Genomic DNA, 252 nt, shown 5'->3' with positions numbered 1-252 from the left:
AGGCCCTGGTGGCCCTGGGTGCGGTGGCCCTTCTGGCAGGTCTACTGGTGCGCCTGGTGGGCGGCATTCCCGTGGTGGGGCCTGTACTGGCGGGGATCATCCGCATGCTGGCGTCCAACTACGAGCGCTGGCTTGCGGAAAGGGTTCCCCGGTTGGCGGAGCAGGCCGTGTTAGCGGTGGAGGAGCGCTACCGCAAAAGCGACCTCCCGCCCCAGGAGCGGGCCGCCCGCAAGCTGGAGGAGGCCATTAGCA

General features: G+C 69.0%; 1 protein-coding gene. It reads left to right on the top strand.

Going from position 1 to position 252, the window contains the following annotated elements; all coding sequences use genetic code 11:
- The coding region (locus tag SAY88_RS25340) for a hypothetical protein (protein ID WP_332635203.1) at positions 1-252 on the top strand (252 nt) is incomplete at both ends.

The organism is Halalkalibacter flavus (assembly GCF_036663575.1).
GTDB classification, from domain to species: Bacteria; Bacillota; Bacilli; order Bacillales; family Bacillaceae_D; genus Halalkalibacter; species Halalkalibacter flavus.
This window is presented reverse-complemented; position numbering and strand designations above follow the sequence as displayed.